This is a genomic window from Curtobacterium sp. P97, from assembly GCF_023712445.1.
GTDB lineage: Bacteria > Actinomycetota > Actinomycetes > Actinomycetales > Microbacteriaceae > Curtobacterium.
Genome location: NZ_JAMAYF010000010.1, coordinates 121,851 through 140,317, shown reverse-complemented (window position 1 = coordinate 140,317; position 18,467 = coordinate 121,851). Strand labels below are relative to the sequence as shown.

The following is an 18,467-nucleotide window of genomic DNA, read 5'->3' as shown; positions in this document are numbered from 1 at the left end:
CCTGCCGGTGCCCGTCGGGCCGCGCCCGGCAGTCACGCCCGACGCGACCGGGTGACGGACGGGAGGCGCGGTGCCGGACCGGCACCGCGCCTCCCGTCCGGTGCTCAGCGCGTGGGCGACGCGGCCGGGCCGAGCAGACCGAGGAACGTCAGGTCGTCCGCCACCTTGGTGACGAGCGCGTGGTCGAGCGACGGGATGTCCGGTGAGCCGAGCGGACGCACCGAGCGGACCGCGGCCGCGAACGCGTCCGCGGGGATCGCGGACCCGGCGTGCGGCACCTCCGGGGTCGCGAACGCGTGCAGCAGCGGCAGCACCGAGCGTGCACGGTCCTCGTCCGGCAGCGCCTCGAGTGCGGACCGGAAGCGCTCGACCCACTCGGCGTGGTCCGCGACCCGCTCGATCGCGTACCCGTCCTCGACCAGCCAGTCGACGAAGGTGTCCAGCGAGACGCCGTCGTCGTGCGGGTTGACGACGTTGAACGTCCGGTGGCCGTCGACCACCGACGCGCCGATGGCGTCGACCGCGGCGGCCGTGAAGTCGGCGGGCAGGCCGTCGTAGTGCGAGCGCTGCACCCGGCCGTCCGGGGTCCGCTGCACGAAGGACACGGGTGCCAGCCCGGTCGCGAGCACGCTCCAGACCAGACGGGTGAACACGTCGGGCAGGTTCACCTGGCCGCGCCAGCGCGGGTGCGCCAGCACCATGTCGGAGCGGAACACCGCGACGGGGACGCCGTGCTGCTCGTGCGCCTCGCGGAGCAGCACCTCGCTCGCCCACTTGCTCGCGCCGTACCCGTTCGCGTACTCGTCGGCGATCGTCCACTCGGGGATCGTCGCCCGGAGGTCCGCCCGCTCGTCGAGTGCCGCGGGGGCGCCGGGGGCGACGTCCTCGGTCGCGCTCGGGCGGGCTCCACCGGCGACGGCGACGCTCGACACGAAGGTGACGGGCACGCTCCCGGCGGCGATCGCGAGCCGGACGACCTCGGCGGTGCCGACGACGTTGGGCCCGAACAGCGCGGTGTACGGCAGGACGTGGTTCACCAGGGCGGCGGCGTGCGTGACGAGGTCGACCCGCGCGGCGAGGTCCTCCCACCGCGGTTCCTCGAGGCCGAGCAGGTGCTCGCTGACGTCCCCGGCGACCACCTCGAGCGACCCCGAGAGCTCGGCGAACCGGTCGGCGAACGCGGGATCGGCCGCGAAGGCGGCGTCCAGTCGACGGCGGGCAGCGGCGTCGTCCGACCCGCGCACGACGCAGACCAGCGTGCCGCCGACCGGTGCGAGCCGCTCGAGCCAGTCCATCGCGGTGAAGCGGCCGAGGTAGCCGTTCGCGCCGGTGAGCAGGACGGTGCGCGGCCCGGCCGAGGTGGGGCGGGGTGCGCGTGCCACCGGCGCGGGGACCGCACCGAGCAGGCGGTCCACCCGCAGGTCCGACGCCCGCAGCACCGTCGGGTCGGCGCCGTGCACGCGGGCGACGGTCGGCCGGTCGTCCGCGGCCGAACGCTCGACGTACGCGGCCACGGCGGCGAGGTCGTTCGTCGGGTCGGTGATGACACCGACGGGCACCTCGGTCTCGAAGACGTCCTCGAGGACGCCGGAGAACGTCAGGGCCGACAGCGAGTCACCGCCGAGGTCCGAGAACCGGGCGGCCGAGGCGGTCTCGGTGCTGACCTCGGCACCGAGCAGGTCACGGGCGGCACGGACGACGGTGTCGACGGTCGGTTCGTCACCCACGTGCTCGCGCAGGGTCGCGACGAGGGTGCCGCTCTGCTGCTCGGCGACCGCGTCGTAGAGCGCGGCGAACCGGTCCCCGTAGCGGGCGGTGACCCGGGGGCGGAGGAGCTTGCGGGCATCGGAGAGCATGCCGTTGTCGACCGTGAAGGGGTCCGGTTCGACGACGATCGCTCGGGGCACCTCGTACGGCGCGAGCCCGTGGGCGCGGGCGGTGCGCTGGAGGGCGGCGAGCAGGTCGCCCTCCGTGGCCTCCGGGTCGACGGGCACGACGACCGCGACGAGGAACGCGTGCCTGCTGTCCCCGTGCAGGGCGATCTGCCGGACCTCCGGCGTCCCACCGAAGGTCGCCTCGAGGGCCGAGACCGCGACGAACTCGCCCTGCGAGAGCTTGATGACGTTGTTCCGGCGGTCGAGGTACTCGTACGTGTCCGGACCGGTCTGCGCCATCACGTCGCCGGTCCGGTAGAACCCGTCCTCGTCGAACACCGCGGCGGTGACGTCCGGGCGGCGGAAGTACCCGGGGATCACCGCGGTGCTCTTCACGAGCAGCTCGCCGCGCGGGTGCGGTCGGTCGGTGGTGCGGTAGCCGAGCTCGGGGACGTCCACCAGCTTGTGCTCGGTGACCGGTGGCTGCTGCACCACGCCGTCGCGCAGGATGCTGCCCGCCTCGGTCGAGCCGTACAGGTCGTGCAGCGGGACGCCGAGGCACTCCTCGAGGTACGTACGGAGCTCGGGCGTGAGCGGGGCGCTGGCGCAGACGGCCTGCCCGACGCGACCACCGAAGGCACGTGTCCGGAGGTCGTCCTGCACCTGAGCACGCACGGCCGGGGCGTCGGTGGCTCCGGCCGCGAGCCGGCGCTGCTCCTCGCGGGCGCCCTCCTGGCGGACCATCTCGGCGATCCGCGGGACGAGGACGAGCTCGGTCGGTGCGTAGACCCGCAGGTCCTCGAACAGGGCCGACAGGTCGGTCGAGGTCGCGAGCGCCACGGTGCCACCGCGGCCGAGCGTGGCGAGCAGCGCCGCGCGACCGGTCAGGTGGCTCAGCGGCAGGTAGGCGTAGCCGACGGTCACGGCGTCCGGGTGGTCCGGCGGGAGTGCGTGCCAGAGCCGCTCGACCATGGACCGCGTGTACATCGCGCCCTTCGGGGTCCCGGTGCTGCCCGAGGTGTACAGCAGCAGGGCGAGCGGGTCCTCGTCGGGCGCCGGTCGCCACGGGGTCGGCTGGGGCAGGTCGCGGCCCCGCGCCACGAGGTCGGCGAGCGTCGGCAGCGCCGCCGCACCGTCGGTGCCCTCGGCCCCGGTCGCCCCGCCGGCCGCACCCGTCGTGTCGAGCAGGACGGTGTGCACCTCGGCGGCGGCCGCGTCGGTCACCGCCCGGGCCGTCGCGGCCTGGTCGGCGGTGACGCCCAGCCACACCGGTGTCGTCTCGTCGACGATCGCACGGAGCTGCTCTACGGCCGCGCTGGTCTGCAGCGGCACGCTCACCGCGCCGAGCACCGAGCACGCGAGCTCGAGGGTCACGACGTCGGCGCTCGGTGGACCGAGCACCGCGATCCGGTCACCCGGGGCCACGGACTCGCCGAGCACCGCCGCGAGGGCCCGCGCACGGTCCTGGAGCTCCCGGAAGCTCGTGTCGGTGACGACCTCGCCGTCCCGCTGTCGGATCGCCGTTCGGTCGGCGTACCGGTCGAACACCGCCTCGACGGAGGTGTCCTCGTCCTGCTGCACCATGGTGGTTCCCTTCCTCGTTCGTCCGACGCGCCCCCGCGCGCGGCCTCTCAGCGCGCGGCGAGCACGATGCCCGCACGCGCCGTCCCCCGGTCCACTGCCCACCGTCCTGTCGCCGCGAACGCCGGGCCGCGACGCGCGCTCGCCGTGAAGGTCCCGTCCGGGCGCAGCTCCACGTGGGCACCGTCGATGCCGAACCAGCCGTCGTGCGCGGCCGAGCGGGCCTTGGCGACGGCCTCGGTCGCGGCGAGCAGGACGCTGTCCGGACTCTCAACCCCGGTTCGCCGGAGTGCGGCGAGACCCCGTGCGACACGGTCGTCCGTGACGTCCGCGATGCGCCGGAGCACTCCCGGCGGCAAGGGGAGGGCATGGGTGGCGTCGATGCCGATGCCGGCGTGGTCGTCGCGCCGGGCGACGGCGCAGGCGCGCAGGCCGGGGCAGTGGGTGATCGTGCCGATCACGCCGTCGGGCCAGCGGGGAGCCCCGCTCCGACCCACGGGCAGCGTCGTGACCGGCGCGCCGATCGCCGTCAGGGCGCGGCGGGCGAGCAGGCGGCCGGTCCGGAACTCGGCACGCCGCGCCGGGACGGCACGGGCGATCGCCACGCGTTCGTCGTCGGCGAGGGGGCCGCTCAGGTCGTGGTCGGCAGCGGCGGCGACCACCGAGGCGGGGAGCAGCCCCACCCAGTCGGTCCCGCCTTGAAGTTGCACATTGCAATCAGACGCCCGGAAGCTCCGAGTCCCCCGGACGGGGCACGTCGTGGAGCGGCCGCGACCGGGTCCGTCAGGCGGGCAGGACCGCGACGACGGCGGAGCGGTCGTTCCAGGTCGCGGTCAGCGTCTCGCCGTCCGGCACGGGCAGCCCGATCACCCGCAGCACGACGAGGTCGCCGCGGTCGGTGCGCACCGTCGTCTCGGTCCCGTCGGTGCTGGCCGTGGCCGACGTCACCGTGGGGGAGTCCGGCGCCGACCCGCTGCCGACCGCCGTGCCCTCCTTGTCGAACCGTCCGGAGCCGTCGGCGCGCTCGAGCTCCGCCTCGTGCCCGCCGGTGGCGATCGCACGACGCAGGACGTCGGCGTACACCGGGTCCGCGACGGCGTCGTACACCCAGCGCTGCCCGAGCACGGAGTGGTGCATCTCGCACACCAGGGAGCCCCGGGCGCCGTCGAGCGGAGCGCCGCGGTAGGTCAGCGGCGTGTGCAGGAGCCGTCCCTCGGGCGTCCGCACGACGATCTCCTCGACACCGACCTCGCCCTCGGGGTCGTCGAACCGGAAGCGGGTGACGATCTCGACGGCGGCACCGGCGGTGAGGCCGCTCCACGGCTGCGCTGGCAGCCAGGCGGCGAGGGCCTCGGCCTTGGACGGTCGGAGTTCTGCGCGGTGGATGACGGCCATGCACCGACGCTACCGAGCAGACCTCGGCTTCCACCGTCGGCCCGCCGCACAGCGGTCAGTGCCCGGCGGTCAGGGCGCGGAGGTCAGTGCACGGGGTCAGTGCACCGAGAAGCCGCCGTCGACCGCGATCGACTGGCCCGTGACGTACGCGGACCCCGGTCCGGCCAGGAACACCGCCGCGGCCGCGAAGTCCGACGGCTCGCCGTTGCGCCCGACGAGCGTGCGCGCGGCGAGCGCCGCGACCCGCTCGGGGTCGGCGGACAGTCGCCTGTTGAGCGCGGTCTGCACGAAGCCGGGGACCAGGACGTTCGAGGTGACCCCGCTGCCCGACCAGGCCTCCGCCTGGGAGCGTGCCAGTGCCTCCAGGCCGGCCTTCGACACCCCGTACGCGCCGCTCGCGGCGAAGGGGCGGTGGGCCTGCTGCGAACTGATGCCGATGATCCGGCCGTACCCGCGTGCGGCCATGCCGGGCGCGAGCCGCTGGCCGAGCACGAAGGGTGCGTCGAGGTTGACGGCCATCGTCGCGTCCCACGTGCCCTCGTCGAGGTCCGGCATCGGCGGTCGCAGGTTGATGCCGGCCGAGTTGACGAGGACGTCCACCTCGCCGACGGCGTCCGCGAGCGCGTGGGCGCCCGCCCGGGTCGACAGGTCCGCGACGACACCGGCGGCCGACCCGCCGTCGGCGGTGATCGTCGCGACGGTCTCGTCGATCGCCTCCCGCGTGCGCGCCGCGACCAGCACGTGGGCGCCCGCGTCCGCGAGGGCGAGCGCGATCGCCCGACCGATGCCGGAGCTGCCCCCGGTGACCAGTGCACGGCGTCCGTCGAGGCCGAAGAGCTGCTCCAGTGCCATCGGGCCAGGCTACCGACGCCCGTACGCTGGGTCGGTGCGCGACGACCTGCTCCCCGTGCTCGCCTGCCCCGTCTGCGCCGAGCCCCTCGCCCGTGTCGACGGCGGGCAGGTCGGCTGCGCCACCGGACACCGGTTCGACGAGGCGAAGCAGGGCCACCTCACGCTCCTGCCCGCGAAGCGCCGCGCCCTGACCGCGGACACCCCGGACATGGTCGACGCGCGGATCCGGTTCCTCGGGCGGGGGCACTACGCACCGGTCGAGCGGGCGCTCGCCGCGGTGGTCGCCGCCACGGAGGCCCCGGGCGTCGTCCTCGACGTCGGCTCCGGCCCCGGCACCTACCTCGCGCACGTGCTGGACGCGGACGGACCGGACGAGACTGCGTCGGCCGGGAGGCCCGGCTCGGCCCCGGCAGGCCCCGTCGCTGCCCGCCTCGGGGTCGCGCTGGACCTGTCACCCGTCGCCGTCCGGCGGGCGGCACGCGTCCACCCGCGGGCCGGCGCCGTCGTCGGGGACGTGACCGAGCGCCTCCCGGTCGTCGACGACGCGGCGGCCGTCGTGCTGGACGTCTTCGCCCCGCGCAACCAGCGGGAGTACGCGCGGGTGCTCCACCCGGACGGCGTGCTCGTCGTCGTGACGCCACGGACCGGACACCTGGCGGAGCTCGCCGAGGCGACCATCGCGGTGGACCCGGAGAAGGAGCGGCGGCTGCGGGAGTCGCTCGAGCCGACGTTCGCGCTGCAGGGGTCCGAGGACCTCACGTGGACGATGGAGCTGTCCGCGGAGGACGTGCACGACGTGGTGCACATGGGCCCGAGCCACCACCACGTCGATCCGGACCGGGTGTTCGCGCCGACGGCCGTGACGGCCGCGGTGACCGTGAGCACGTGGACGGTCGCCAGGCAGCACTGAGGCGCTGCCGTCGGCCGTCCACGTGCCGGGGTCGGGTGTCAGCCCTGCGGCACCGCCACGTCGAACTGCCACACGACGCCGAACCGGTCGCGCAGCTGCCCGGCGAGCGGGGCCCACGGCGAGGGCGCGAGCGGCTGTCGCACCTCGGCACCCTCCGACAGCGCCTCCCAGTACCGGGTGACCTCGTCCGCGTCGTCGCCGTGCACGAAGACGTAGCAGGCGTTCGTGCCCTGGTCGTACGGCTGGTCCGGCCAGACGTCGAACGCCATGATCCGGAAGCCGGCCTCGGTGTTGACCTGACCGAACACGATGCGGTCCGCCCAGGCGGGGTCCTGGGACGCGCCCATCTGGCCGTAGGTGGCGGCGGTCACGGTGCCGCCGAACGCGGATGCGTAGTGGTCCAGGGCCTCGCGGGCCTGTCCGTCGAAGTTGAGGTGGGTCGTGGTCTCGATGCTCATGGATCGAGTGTCGCGAGCGTTGCGGTCAGATCGTGACCGCTTCTCCGACGAGGATGGACGACGTGTCCGGACCCTCCTCGCGCATGCTCGCGCTGCTCTCCCTGCTGCAGGTGCACCGGGAGTGGACGGGCGACGAGCTCGCCGGTCGCCTGACCGTGAGTCCGCGCACCCTCCGCCGCGACGTCGACCGCCTCCGGGACCTCGGCTACCGCATCGACTCCGTCCGCGGTCCGGCCGGCGGCTACCGACTCGCCGCCGGATCGGACCTGCCGCCGCTGCTGTTCGACGACGACCAGGCGGTGGCGATCGCCCTCGCCCTCGCGGTGGCGCCGGCATCGGGTGCCGACATCGCCGAGGCCGCCACCCGCGCGCTCGCGACGGTGCGACAGGTCATGCCCGAACGGCTCCGGAACCGGGTGGACCTGGTGGATGCCGTCGTGGGATCGTCCGCCCCGCGGGTCGATCCGGACGTGCTGGTGGCCGTCAGCGAGGCCGTGCAGCGCCACGAGGTGTTCCGGTTCGGGTACGGCACGGACGACCGTCCCCGCAGGGTCGAACCGCACGCGGTGGTCGCCCGGCACGGTCGGTGGTACCTGCTGGCGTGGGAGCCCGAGCACGACGACTGGCGGACCTACCGGGTGGACCGGATCACCCCGCGGATGCGGACGCGGCTGCCGTTCGTGCAGCGACCCGTACCCGGTGGGGACGTGGCAGCCTTCGTGGCGGCCCGCTTCAAGGGGTCCGACCGCGACGACGCGTGGCCGTGCACCGGGTCGGTCTCGCTGACCGCTGCCGACGCCGCGCGGGTCGCCCCGTTCCTGCCGGAGGACGCCGTGCTCGAGGATGCCGACGACGACCGTCGACGGCTGACGCTCGGGTCCTGGTCGTGGGACGGTCTCGCCGGCGCGATCGCCGGGCTGACGGTGCCGTTCGTGGTCGAGGGGCCGGAGGAACTCCGCGCCGCTGTCGACGCGCTCGCCACCCGACTGCGCCGATCGTTCAGGGACTGACCGGACCGTCCTCCCTCAGGCGTCGGCTCCAGATCGGCTCGTCGAGCCAGGCGGGGACGAGACCCATCGAACCGACGTCGATCCCGTCGACCGCCGGGAACGCGGACAGGAGTTCTGCGGTACGGACCTGCCAGTCGACGTTCGACGGCACGGAATCGAGCAGGTACGCCAGGACTGCCAGGACCTCGTACACGCCGAAGCGTTTCGGTGCCCGGCCGACCACGAGGTGTGCGAGCGCTGGGACCTGCTCTGCGCTCGCCCGCTTCGGTGCGGTGACGAGCTTGCGGTTGAAGAGTCGCGAATGGTGGGCCGCGACGTTGCGGACGTAGTTGACCGAGGCGAGCCAACTCCGCATCAGCTGCTTCGTCGGGACGGCGAAGGATGCAGCGACCTCCGTCGCGAGGTCGTTCCGCAGTCCTCCGTACAGGCGTGACACCTGACCGAGCTCGAGCAGCTCGACGATCACCCAGATGGGCATCCGACCGTCGTAGTGTTCGCGGAAGTGCGCGACGAACGACTCGTCCGACCGGGTCTTCCGGTCCTCCAGGCGGTCGAGCCACCGAGCGTGCTCGCTCCTCGGGTCGTCCCCGTTCCGCGGTGCGCAGAAGGCCGTGTTGAAGATCGCTGGATCCTCGTGGGCGAACGGAGACACCGCCCCGAGGACGTGTGCAAGACACGTCCGGAAGGCGACCTCGAAGCGCTCGACCGCCTCGAGGACGAGCAGGCGCAGTGACCGATCGAAGGTGAGCAGCTCGCAGGCTGCGTCCAGGTCGGCACCGGGACGGTACTGCTCGAGCACGACGGTGGTGTGGCGTCCGCTCTCGTCGATCTCCGTTCCGGAGACACGGAACGGGTGGAGGTAGCCGCTCAGGCGGTAGTAGCCGCTCTCGCGGAGCGCTGCTGCCGCGCGGTCGTGGTCCTCGATGGACAGACCCCGCTCGCGCAGCAACGCGATCTGCTCGTCGATCGACAGCCACGGTTTCGCGTACGACACCTCGTCCTCCCACCCCGAGACGAGAAAATCGGCCCGAGCCGTGAGGCGAGCGGGCCGATCGTGATGCTCCGAGGATAGCCGAGCCGTCCACGGCGGGCAACGGTGAAGCTCCCTCGTGCCCTGCGCGTTAGGGCGGTGCACGCGTCCGTCAGGACGGCGTGAGGATTCCGTGAGGACCGGCCTGGAGGCACACGGCCGGAACCAGCATCGGTACCGCACCACACGTGGTGCGGTCCGCGCCGCCCGGCGTCGGACCCGCAGCAACCAACGGAGTCCTTCGTGTTCGACGTCTTCGTCGTCGCCGGTGTCCTCGCCGTGTTCGGTGTCGTGGCACTCATCGCCAAGGGGGTGGAGCGGCTGTGATCGTCGTCACCATCGCCGCCGCCGTCCTCGGCATCGCCTCGGTCGTCTACCTCGTGTGGGCGCTCGTGCACCCGGAGCGGTTCTGATGAGCGCTGCCGACACCTGGGCCGGGATCGCCCAGGTCGCCACCCTCGTCCTGCTCCTCGTGGTCGCGTACCGCCCGGTCGGTGACTGGATGGCGCGTGTCTACACGCCCACGGAGCACGCCCGCATCGAGCGCGGCGTCTACCGCGTGATCGGTGTGGACCCCGACGCCGAGCAGTCCTGGCCCGCGTACCTACGCGGCGTGCTGCTCTTCAGCGCCGTCGGCGTGCTGCTCGTCTACCTGCTGCAGCGCATCCAGGTCGTGCTGCCCGGTGACCTCGGGCTGCCGAACGTCGGCCCGTCGCTCGCGTTCAACACCGCCGCGTCCTTCGTCGCGAACACCAACTGGCAGTCGTACTCGCCCGACGCCACCGTGGGGTACTCCGTGCAGATGGCAGGGCTCGCGGTGCAGAACTTCCTGTCCGCCGCGGTCGGGCTCGCGGTCGCCGTGGCCCTGGTGCGCGGGTTCGCACGGCGGAGGAGCGGCACGCTCGGCAACGTCTGGGTCGACGTCGTCCGCGGCACCGGCCGGCTCCTGCTCCCCGGGGCGTTCGTCTTCGCGATCGTCCTGGTCGCCGGCGGCGTCGTGCAGTCGTGGGGCAGCGGCACGGACATCACCACGCTCGCGGGTGGCACCCAGCACATCCCCGACGGCTTCGTCGCGTCGCAGGAGGCGATCAAGGAGCTCGGCACGAACGGCGGCGGCTACTTCAACGCGAACTCGGCGCACCCGTTCGAGAACCCGCAGGCGTGGACGAACCTCGTCGAGGTCTTCCTCATGCTCGTCATCCCGTTCTCGCTGCCCCGCACGTTCGGGCGGCTCGTCGGTGACGACCGCCAGGGGTACGCGATCCTCGCCGTGATGGGCGCGATCTTCCTCGTGTCGCTCTCGGTGATGTCGATCGCCGAGCTGGCGGGAGGCGGCAGCGCCACGCAGGCGGCCGGTGCGGCGATGGAGGGCAAGGAGATGCGCTTCGGCATCCTCGGCACGACGCTCTTCGGAACGACCTCGACCGCCACGTCGACGGGCGCCGTGAACGGCATGTTCGACAGCTTCACGCCGATCGGCGGGATGATGGCGCTCCTCAACATGATGCTCGGCGAGATCAGCCCCGGCGGCGTCGGCTCCGGCCTGTACGGCATGCTCGTGCTCGCCGTGATCACGGTGTTCATCGGCGGACTGCTCGTCGGCCGGACCCCGGAGTACCTCGGCAAGAAGATCCGCGCCCGTGAGATGACCTTCGCGGCGCTGTACATCCTCGTCACGCCGACCCTGGTGCTGCTCGGCACCGGACTCTCCCTGGTGATCCCGGGTGTCCGTGAGCAGGTCCTCGGCACGAGCATCTTCAACCCCGGCAACCACGGGCTGTCCGAGCTGCTCTACGCCTTCACCTCCGGCGCGAACAACAACGGCTCGGCGTTCGGCGGTCTCACCGCGAACACCACGTGGATGAACTCGGCGCTCGGCGTCGTGATGCTGCTCGGCCGGTTCATCCCGATCGCGCTCGTGCTGGCGCTCGCCGGGTCCCTGGCCGCACAGGACAAGGTGCCCGCGACCGTCGGCACCCTGCCGACGCACCGGCCGCTGTTCATCGGCCTGCTCGGTGCCGTCGCCGTGATCGTCACCGCACTCACCTACTTCCCCGTGCTCGCCCTGGGCCCGCTCGCGGAGGCCCTCTCCTGATGGGAACCGAACCCGTGTCCACCCCGACCCCCTCGTCCACCGTGACCAGCGCGCCGGAGGCGAGCAGTGCCTCCCGGCCGGTCACCCGATCGTCCGCGTTCGGTCCCCGTCAACTGGCGGCGGGCCTCCCGGGCGCCCTCCGCAAGCTCGACCCGCGCCTGATGTGGCGCAACCCCGTCATGTTCATCGTCGAGGTCGGCGCCGCGCTCACCACCGTGACCGCGTTCGTCGAGCCGTCGGTGTTCACCGCCGCGATCGCGGTGTGGCTCTGGCTGACCGTCGTCTTCGCGAACCTGGCCGAGGCCGTCGCCGAGGGCCGGGGCAAGGCGCAGGCCGACACCCTGCGGAAGACCCGCTCGACGACCAGCGCCCGCCGGGTGCTGCGATGGGATGCGTCCGACGCCGCCGCGCTGTCGAACGACACCGAGGAGGTCGCCTCGGTGGACCTCGCGAAGGGCGACGTCGTGGTGGTCGTCGCCGGCGAGGTCATCCCCGGCGACGGTGACGTGGTCGAGGGCATCGCCAGCGTCGACGAGTCCGCGGTCACGGGCGAGTCGGCGCCCGTCATCCGCGAGTCCGGTGGCGACCGCAGCGCCGTCACCGGTGGGACGCGGGTGCTGTCCGACCGTATCGTCGTGCGCATCACCTCGACGCCCGGCGAGACCTTCATCGACCGGATGATCCGGCTCGTCGAGGGTGCCGCGCGGCAGAAGACGCCGAACGAGATCGCGCTGAACATCCTGCTCGCCTCGCTGTCGATCGTCTTCGTGATCGTCTGCCTGACGATGCAGCCGATCGCCGGTTTGGTCGGTGCGACCGTCAGCGTGCCGGTGCTCATCGCCCTGCTCGTCTGCCTCATCCCGACCACCATCGGCGCGCTGCTCTCGGCGATCGGGATCGCCGGCATGGACCGGCTCGTGCAGCACAACGTGCTCGCGATGTCCGGGCGCGCGGTCGAGGCGGCCGGGGACATCACCACGCTGCTCCTCGACAAGACCGGCACGATCACGTACGGCAACCGGCAGGCATCGCGCGTGGTGCCCGTCCCGGGCGTCACGGTCGCGACGCTCATGGAGGCCGCAGCCCTGTCGAGCGCCGCGGACAGCACGCCGGAGGGCCGCTCCATCGTCACGCTCGCCGAGCAGGACGGCATCACGCCCGGCACCCCGGCGGGTGCGCTCGAGGTGCCCTTCACCGCGCAGACCCGCATGTCCGGGCTCGACCTGGCCGACGGATCGCAGATCCGCAAGGGTGCAGCGGCCGCCGTGCTCGCCTGGGCGGGGTCTGCCGACGCCGCCGTGGTCGCCGCGGTCGACACCGCGGTCGCCGAGATCTCCGACCAGGGCGGGACGCCGCTCGTCGTCGGCCGCCGCTCGGCCTCGGGCGCCGTCGACCTGCTCGGGGTCGTGCACCTGAAGGACGTCGTGAAGGACGGCATGGCCGAGCGCTTCGCGGAGCTGCGGTCGATGGGCATCCGCACGGTGATGATCACCGGCGACAACCCCCGCACCGCGGCCGCGATCGCCGCCGAGGCCGGCGTCGACGACTTCCTCGCCGAAGCCACGCCCGAGGACAAGCTCGCCTACATCCGGAAGGAACAGGAGGGCGGGAACCTCGTCGCGATGACCGGTGACGGCACGAACGACGCCCCCGCCCTGGCACAGGCCGACGTCGGCGTCGCGATGAACACCGGCACGACCGCTGCGAAGGAGGCCGGCAACATGGTCGACCTCGACTCCGACCCGACGAAGCTCATCGACGTCGTCCGGATCGGGAAGCAGCTGCTCATCACCCGCGGAGCGCTCACCACGTTCTCGATCGCCAACGACGTCGCGAAGTACTTCGCGATCATCCCGGCGATGTTCCAGGCGGCGTTCCCCGGCCTCGCGGCGCTCAACGTCATGGGGCTGCACAGCCCGGCGTCGGCGATCCTGTCGGCCGTCGTGTTCAACGCGCTCGTCATCGTGGCGCTCATCCCGCTCTCGCTGCGGGGTGTGCGCTACCGCGCCGCCTCGGCATCGTCCGTCCTCGGACGCAACCTGCTCGTGTACGGGCTGGGCGGCGTCATCGTCCCCTTCATCGGTATCAAGCTGATCGACCTCGTGGTCGGTCTCATCCCGGGGTTCTAGACCATGGCTTCCTCATCACGCTCCTTCCTCCGTTCCACCGGTGTGGCGATCCGTCTCGCCCTGCTGTCCACCGTCGTCCTCGGCGTCGCCTACCCGCTCGCGGTGTGGGGCGTCGGGCAGGCGGCCTTCCACGACCAGGCGAACGGCTCGATGGTCACCGACTCCTCCGGGAAGGTCGTCGGCTCGTCCCTGATCGGGCAGTCCTTCGCGGGGGCCCGGGCCGACCGCTGGTTCCAGTCGCGTCCGAGTGCCGCGGGCGAGGACGGCTACGACGCGAACGCCTCGTCCGGCTCGAACCTCGGGCCGAACAACCCCGACCTGCTCAAGAGCATCGAGGAGCGGCGGGCCGCCGTGGCGGAGGCCGACGGGGTCAGCGCTGCCGACGTGCCCGCCGACGCGGTCACCGCCTCGGGCTCGGGGCTCGACCCGGACATCAGCCCGGAGTACGCGCTGCAGCAGGCGGCCCGGGTGGCCGACGCCCGGGGTCTGTCGGAGTCGACGGTCCGCACGCTCGTCGAGCAGCACACCGAGTCCCGGCAGGTCGGGTTCCTCGGCGAGCCGGTCGTGAACGTCCTCGAGCTGAACCTGGCCCTGGCCGCCGAACGCTGACGCCGGCCGGCCGGCCGGTCCGGCCGGTCAGGCTCGGCCTGGCCGTGGCCGGCCCGGTCCGGCCCGAGGGCGGAGCCGCCAGCACAACCGGAAGCACCTCGCGCCGCGGAACCGCGTGGTGCGACGTGCTTCCGGTTGTTCGGCAGCACGTCGCACCACGCACCACCACCACCACACCACACCGAACCGCGGGAGGATGAGCACGTGAAGCGCGGGAAACTCCGGGTGCTGCTCGGCGCCGCTCCGGGTGTCGGCAAGACGTACACGATGCTCGAGGAGGGCCACCGGCTGCGTGCCGAGGGCCGGGACGTCGTCGTCGCCGTCGTCGAGACCCACGAGCGAGCCGCCACCGCAGCCCTGGTCGACGGTCTCGAGCTCGTGCCCCGCCGCGTCGTCGAGCACCGCGGCGTCGCACTCGACGACATGGACCTCGACGCGGTCGTGGCACGGGCACCCGACGTCGCCCTCGTCGACGAACTCGCGCACACGAACGCCCCGGGCAGCCCGAACGAGAAGCGCTGGCAGGACGTCGAGGAGCTCCTCGCCGCCGGCATCAGCGTCATCTCGACCGTGAACATCCAGCACATGCAGTCCCTCGGCGACGTCGTCCGCGAGATCACCGGCACGGTGCAGCGCGAGACCGTCCCCGACACCGTGGTCCGCGCCGCCGACCAGATCGAGGTCGTCGACCTGTCGCCGGCGTCCCTGCGCGAACGGCTCTCGGACGGGCTGGTCTACCCGGCCGCTCGCATCGACGCGGCGCTCTCGAACTACTTCCGCCTCGGCAACCTCACCGCGCTCCGCGAGATCGCCCTGCTCTGGCTCGCCGACGAGGTCGACGACGCGCTCAAGGCCTACCGCGCCGAGCACGGCATCGACCACCGGTGGGAGACCCGAGAGCGCGTCCTCGTCGCGTTGACCGGCGGTCCCGAGGGCGAGACCCTGCTGCGCCGCGGTGCCCGCATCGCCGCCCGCAGTGCCGGTGGAGAGCTCGCGGCCGTGCACGTCACGACGAACGACGGGCTGCGCGAGCGCCACCCCGGCGCGCTCGGCAAGCAGCGCGCCCTGCTCGAGCAGCTCGGCGGGACGTACCACCAGGTGGTCGGCGACGACGTGCCGAGCACCCTCGTGCGCTTCGCGAAGTCGGTCGACGCGACCCAGATCGTGATCGGCGTCAGCCGTCGCAGCCGCCTCGCCGCCGCACTGACCGGGCCGGGCATCGGCAACACGGTGGTCCGTGAGTCCGGCGACATCGACGTGCACGTCGTCACGCACGAGCGCGCCGGCGGCGGGTTCGCCCTGCCGAAGCTCGGCGGCAGCCTCTCGCGCGGCCGGATCGCCGCGGCGTTCGCGGTCTCGCTGCTGCTCGGCCCGCTGCTGACCTGGCTGCTGTCGCTCGGCAGCGACCCCGACTCGATCACGGTCGACGTGCTGTCGTACCAACTGCTCGTGCTCGTCGTCGCCCTGACCGGCGGGATGTGGCCGGCGGTCTTCACCGCGGTGCTCTCCGGCCTGAGCCTCGACTACTTCTTCGTGCAACCCCTCTACATGGTCACCGTCCAGCAACCGTGGCACCTGGTGGCCCTCGTGATGTACGTGATCAGTGCCGTCCTGGTCAGCTTCGTGGTCGACCGGTCCGCCCGCCGCAGTCGAGCCGCCCGTCGCGCGGCGGCCGAGTCCGGGCTGCTCGTCGGGATCGCCGGCAGCGTCCTCCGCGGCGACGACGCCCTGCAGGCGCTCCTCGACCGCACCCGCGAGGCGTTCGGGTTCACCGGCGTGCGGATCCGGCAGGGCGACGAGGTCCCGGCCACGTCGGGGACGTTCGCCGACGGGCCGGACGCGACCACGAGCCTCCCGTCCGGCGCCGTCCTGGAGTTCTCCGGCGCTCCCGACGACCCGACCCAGCGCCGGCTGCTGCGCGTCGTCGAGCAGCAGCTCGACGCCGCGGTCGAGCACCGCCGACTCACCCGCACCGCAGTCGACGCCGAGCGGATCGCGGCGGCCGACCGGGTACGGAGCGCCATCCTCGCGGCCGTCGGCCACGACGTGCGCCGGCCGATCGCGGCGGCCTCCGCCGCCGTGCAGACGCTGCGGGCGTCCGACATCCAGCTGTCGGCACCCGACCGGGAGGCACTGCTCGCCACCGCCGACGAGAGCCTCGGTCAGCTGGCGGTCCTGCTGGCCGACCTGCTCGACGTCAGCCGAGTCCAGGCCGGGGTGCTCGCCGTCACCCCGCTGCCCACCGCGCTCGAGACGGTCGTCGCCCCCGCGCTCGACGAGCTCGAACTCGGGCCGGGCGACGTCGACCTCGACCTGCCCGCCGACCTGCCGCCGGTCCTCGCCGACCCGGTGCTCCTGCAGCGCGTCGTCGTCAACCTGCTCGCGAACGCGCAGCGCTACGCGCCGGAGGGCACCCGGGTCCGGGTCGCCGCCAGCGCCTTCGGCGGCGGGGTCGAGCTGCGTGTCGCCGACCACGGACCCGGCATCCCCGAGGACCGCCGCGGCGAGGTGTTCCAGCCCTTCCAGCGGCTCGGGGACACCGACAACGAGACCGGCCTCGGCCTCGGGCTGGCCCTCGCCCGCGGGTTCACCGAGGGCATGGGCGGCACCATCGAGGTCGACGACACCCCGGGCGGCGGGCTCACCGTCGTCGTGCGGCTGCCGATCGCCGGACACCTGGGAGTGGATGTCAAGTGAGCACGAAGGTCCTCATCGCCGACGACGACGCACAGCTCGTCCGCGCCCTGTCCGTCACGCTCGCCGCGCGCGGGTACGACGTCGCCACCGCCCGTGACGGTCGGGCCGCCATCGACGCCGTGATCACCGAGCGCCCCGACATCGTCATGCTCGACCTCGGCATGCCCCGACTCGACGGCATCGGGGTGCTCGAGGGCATCCGTGCGTGGTCGCAGGTGCCGGTGCTCGTGCTCTCCGGGCGGACCGACTCGTCGGACAAGGTCGACGCGCTCGACGCCGGAGCGGACGACTACGTGACGAAGCCGTTCCAGATGGACGAGCTGCTCGCCCGACTCCGAGCCCTCGGACGGCGGCAGGCGTCGGCCGCGGCGACCGCGGGGGTCACGCCGACGGTGACGATCGGCGATCTGGTCGTCGACCTCGTCGCGAAGCAGGTCACCCCGCCGACCGGCCCCGCGATCCGGCTCACCCCGACCGAGTGGCGGCTGCTCGAGGTCCTCGTCACGAACCCCGGGCGGCTGATGACCCGCGAGATGCTCCTGACCGAGGTGTGGGGTCCGACGCACGGCAACGACTCCGGGTACCTGCGGCTCTACATGGCGCAGCTGCGGCGGAAGCTCGAGCCCGAGCCGTCGCACCCGCGGTTCCTCGTGACCGAGTCGGGCATGGGGTACCGGTTCGACCCGAGCGGGGTCTGACGGGCCGTGACGGGGCACTGGCGGGTGCGTGTCGTGTCCGTGTCGTGGTGCTGTCGCCCCGGGCGTTCCTAGGCTCGGCACCATGAACGAGATGCGGATCGCCACCCTCCGACGTGAGCGCGGCTGGACCCAGGAACGGCTGGCCGAGGCGAGCGGCGTGGCCGTCCGGACCGTGCAACGACTCGAGGGCGGGAACGACGCGAGCCTCGAGACCCTGTCCGCGATCGCCCGTGCACTCGAGGTCCCGGTGCGGGAGCTCTTCGCGCAGGACGACCCCGCGGAGCTGGAGCCGGGCGTGCGCGGGCTCGACGAGCGGACCGAGGCCGCCGCGGCTGCGGCGGCGTCGGAGCAGGCCGCGCGTGACCGGTTCGTCGGCGGGTTCTGGTCGCTGTACTCCGCGGTCGGGATCGCCTTCGGGATCCTCGCGGTCCTGCTCCTCGTCCTGCACGTGTGGTCCCCGCTGGTGTTCCTGCTCGTCGGGGCGTACTGGGCGGTCGGGCGGTTGGCCGGACGGTTCCTGCTCGACTCGGTGCTCGGCCCCTGGCTCGACCGGCGCTGGCCGCTGTCGTCGGCGACCGACGTGCCGGTCCGTGCCGCTCGCTGAGCCGACGCCGGTCCGCGTCGGGCCGGACGACGTCGACGAGGTGCACGCCTTCCTGTCGGCGTGCGACCTGACGGTCGCGGGGCTGTCGGACCCGGGCGTCCGGCTCTGGGCGCTCCGTGGTCCGGGCGGCGCCGTCGTCGGTACCACCGGGTACGAGACCGGGCCGGACGGGAGGCACGCCCTCCTCCGCAGCGTCGCCGTCGGACCGGCGCTGCGCGGCTCGGGTCGCGGTGCGGCGCTCGCTCGGTTCGCGATGGCGGAGGCGACGGCGGGCGGGGCGCGACGGGCGTGGTTGTTCAGTCGGCGGTCCGGGCCGTTCTGGCAGGGCCTCGGCTTCGCGCCGGCCGATCGCGCGGAGCTCGCGACCGTGCTCGCCGGCACGACGCAGGTCGAGCTGTTCCGCGCAACCGGGCAGCTCGGGGACGAGGTCGCGTGGAGCCGGCTGCTGGTCCCGCCCGTACCGGTCCCTTAGGGGCGTCCAAGGCTGCGCCGACGATCCGCGCACGTCGGGATCGCACCCTCGGG

16 protein-coding genes are annotated in these 18,467 nt (G+C 73.2%); 10 read left to right on the top strand and 6 right to left on the bottom strand.

Features of this window, described 5'->3' with window-relative positions; translation table 11 throughout:
- Window positions 1-104 precede the first annotated feature (104 nt).
- The 4 genes from car to M3677_RS12255 all read right to left on the bottom strand — a co-directional run bounded on the left by car (window position 105) and on the right by M3677_RS12255 (window position 5,702).
- Window positions 105-3,458, bottom strand: coding sequence for a carboxylic acid reductase (gene car / locus M3677_RS12270; protein ID WP_251160681.1), 3,354 nt, complete (start codon window positions 3,456-3,458; stop codon window positions 105-107).
- 47 nt (window positions 3,459-3,505) lie between these two features.
- The gene (locus tag M3677_RS12265) at window positions 3,506-4,165 is read right to left on the bottom strand and encodes a 4-phosphopantetheinyl transferase (protein ID WP_251160680.1); all 660 of its coding nucleotides are present in this window, start codon (window positions 4,163-4,165) and stop codon (window positions 3,506-3,508) included.
- 73 nt (window positions 4,166-4,238) lie between these two features.
- Window positions 4,239-4,850: a hypothetical protein gene (locus tag M3677_RS12260; protein ID WP_251160679.1), complete on the bottom strand. Its 612-nt coding sequence runs from the start codon at window positions 4,848-4,850 to the stop codon at window positions 4,239-4,241.
- Between the two features lie 96 nt (window positions 4,851-4,946).
- Entirely contained in the window at window positions 4,947-5,702 is a 756-nt protein-coding gene (locus M3677_RS12255) for an SDR family NAD(P)-dependent oxidoreductase (RefSeq protein ID WP_251160678.1), read from the bottom strand.
- Between the two features lie 34 nt (window positions 5,703-5,736).
- Between M3677_RS12255 and M3677_RS12250 the strand changes: the two genes are divergently transcribed.
- Window positions 5,737-6,612, top strand: coding sequence for a putative RNA methyltransferase (locus M3677_RS12250; RefSeq protein WP_251160677.1), 876 nt, complete (start codon window positions 5,737-5,739; stop codon window positions 6,610-6,612).
- Between the two features lie 38 nt (window positions 6,613-6,650).
- Here the strand turns inward: M3677_RS12250 and M3677_RS12245 are convergent, their stop codons facing one another.
- The gene (locus M3677_RS12245) at window positions 6,651-7,070 is read right to left on the bottom strand and encodes a VOC family protein (protein WP_066657230.1); all 420 of its coding nucleotides are present in this window, start codon (window positions 7,068-7,070) and stop codon (window positions 6,651-6,653) included.
- Between the two features lie 53 nt (window positions 7,071-7,123).
- Between M3677_RS12245 and M3677_RS12240 the strand changes: the two genes are divergently transcribed.
- Complete coding sequence (locus M3677_RS12240) at window positions 7,124-8,080, top strand: WYL domain-containing protein (RefSeq protein ID WP_285844765.1); 957 nt, start codon at window positions 7,124-7,126, stop codon at window positions 8,078-8,080.
- On the opposite strand, the gene M3677_RS12235 is transcribed toward M3677_RS12240, so the two are convergent.
- Window positions 8,070-9,074: an Abi family protein gene (locus tag M3677_RS12235; RefSeq protein ID WP_251155159.1), complete on the bottom strand. Its 1,005-nt coding sequence runs from the start codon at window positions 9,072-9,074 to the stop codon at window positions 8,070-8,072. The genes M3677_RS12240 and M3677_RS12235 overlap by 11 nt on opposite strands.
- A gap of 359 nt (window positions 9,075-9,433) precedes the next feature.
- Here M3677_RS12235 and M3677_RS12230 point away from each other — a divergent pair, with 359 nt between their 5' ends.
- The 8 genes from M3677_RS12230 to M3677_RS12195 all read left to right on the top strand — a co-directional run bounded on the left by M3677_RS12230 (window position 9,434) and on the right by M3677_RS12195 (window position 18,414).
- Window positions 9,434-9,523 carry a potassium-transporting ATPase subunit F gene (locus tag M3677_RS12230; RefSeq protein WP_058729515.1) on the top strand — a complete coding sequence of 30 codons (90 nt, stop codon included), beginning with the start codon at window positions 9,434-9,436 and terminating at the stop codon, window positions 9,521-9,523.
- Window positions 9,523-11,205 (top strand): potassium-transporting ATPase subunit KdpA, encoded by a 1,683-nt coding sequence (gene kdpA / locus M3677_RS12225; RefSeq protein ID WP_251160675.1) that lies wholly within the window; start codon window positions 9,523-9,525, stop codon window positions 11,203-11,205. Before M3677_RS12230 ends, kdpA begins: the two co-directional genes overlap by 1 nt.
- The gene (gene kdpB, locus M3677_RS12220) at window positions 11,205-13,334 is read left to right on the top strand and encodes a potassium-transporting ATPase subunit KdpB (protein WP_251160674.1); all 2,130 of its coding nucleotides are present in this window, start codon (window positions 11,205-11,207) and stop codon (window positions 13,332-13,334) included. The genes kdpA and kdpB overlap by 1 nt, the downstream gene beginning before the upstream one ends.
- A gap of 3 nt (window positions 13,335-13,337) precedes the next feature.
- Window positions 13,338-13,943 carry a potassium-transporting ATPase subunit KdpC gene (gene kdpC / locus M3677_RS12215; protein ID WP_251160673.1) on the top strand — a complete coding sequence of 202 codons (606 nt, stop codon included), beginning with the start codon at window positions 13,338-13,340 and terminating at the stop codon, window positions 13,941-13,943.
- Window positions 13,944-14,147: 204 nt separating this feature from the next.
- Window positions 14,148-16,640: an ATP-binding protein gene (locus M3677_RS12210; RefSeq protein WP_251160672.1), complete on the top strand. Its 2,493-nt coding sequence runs from the start codon at window positions 14,148-14,150 to the stop codon at window positions 16,638-16,640.
- The gene (locus M3677_RS12205; protein ID WP_209684860.1) at window positions 16,637-17,338 is read left to right on the top strand and encodes a response regulator transcription factor; all 702 of its coding nucleotides are present in this window, start codon (window positions 16,637-16,639) and stop codon (window positions 17,336-17,338) included. The genes M3677_RS12210 and M3677_RS12205 overlap by 4 nt, the downstream gene beginning before the upstream one ends.
- Window positions 17,339-17,420: 82 nt before the next feature.
- Window positions 17,421-17,942, top strand: coding sequence for a helix-turn-helix domain-containing protein (locus M3677_RS12200; protein ID WP_066657202.1), 522 nt, complete (start codon window positions 17,421-17,423; stop codon window positions 17,940-17,942).
- On the top strand, window positions 17,929-18,414 hold the full coding sequence (locus M3677_RS12195; RefSeq protein WP_209684862.1) for a GNAT family N-acetyltransferase: 486 nt from the start codon (window positions 17,929-17,931) through the stop codon (window positions 18,412-18,414). Before M3677_RS12200 ends, M3677_RS12195 begins: the two co-directional genes overlap by 14 nt.
- Window positions 18,415-18,467 lie beyond the last annotated feature (53 nt).